At 61.9% G+C, this 459-nt stretch carries 1 protein-coding gene; it reads right to left on the reverse strand.

The genetic code is table 11. The features are described 5' to 3' along the window. Positions 1 to 434, reverse strand: a 434-nt coding sequence (locus LU493_RS19570; protein ID WP_275289474.1) for a GNAT family N-acetyltransferase, incomplete at its 3' end; no start/stop codon positions are given. Between the last annotated feature and the right edge of the window lie 25 nt (positions 435 to 459).

The following is a 459-nucleotide window of genomic DNA, read 5'->3' on the forward strand; positions in this document are numbered from 1 at the left end:
TATCTGCCCTCGGGCGACGCGCCCTGTGCTTCAATGGTCCAGCCATGACGCTGGTAGAAGCGCAGGGCGTTTTTATTTTCCATCAGGCACTTCAGCGTTCCGCTGGCGGAAAAGGTCCGTTCGACCTGCGCCAGCAGCGCGCTGCCGATATGTTTACCCTGCCAGTCGGGGTCGACAAACAGATGGTGAAGGAAATTATCGGCGGTCCATACGGCGGCAAAGCCCACCGGCTGGCCGTCGCATTCCGCGACCCACAGTTGTTCATCCGCGGTGGCGGCATCGAAATCCTCCAGCCGCCACGCCGCGGCGGGAAGCCAGGTCCACGATAAACTGCGCGCCCGCAGGAAGATCTGGCGCAGCGCCGGAGAGTCCGCTGGCTCGCCGGGGCGGACGTGGAGATTGCGCGGATCAGCGATGATAGAAGATCTCGCCATCGTACACTTTGAGGATTTTGCCTTC

This window comes from Halomonas elongata, from assembly GCF_029081005.1.
Lineage (GTDB): Bacteria > Pseudomonadota > Gammaproteobacteria > Pseudomonadales > Halomonadaceae > Halomonas > Halomonas elongata_B.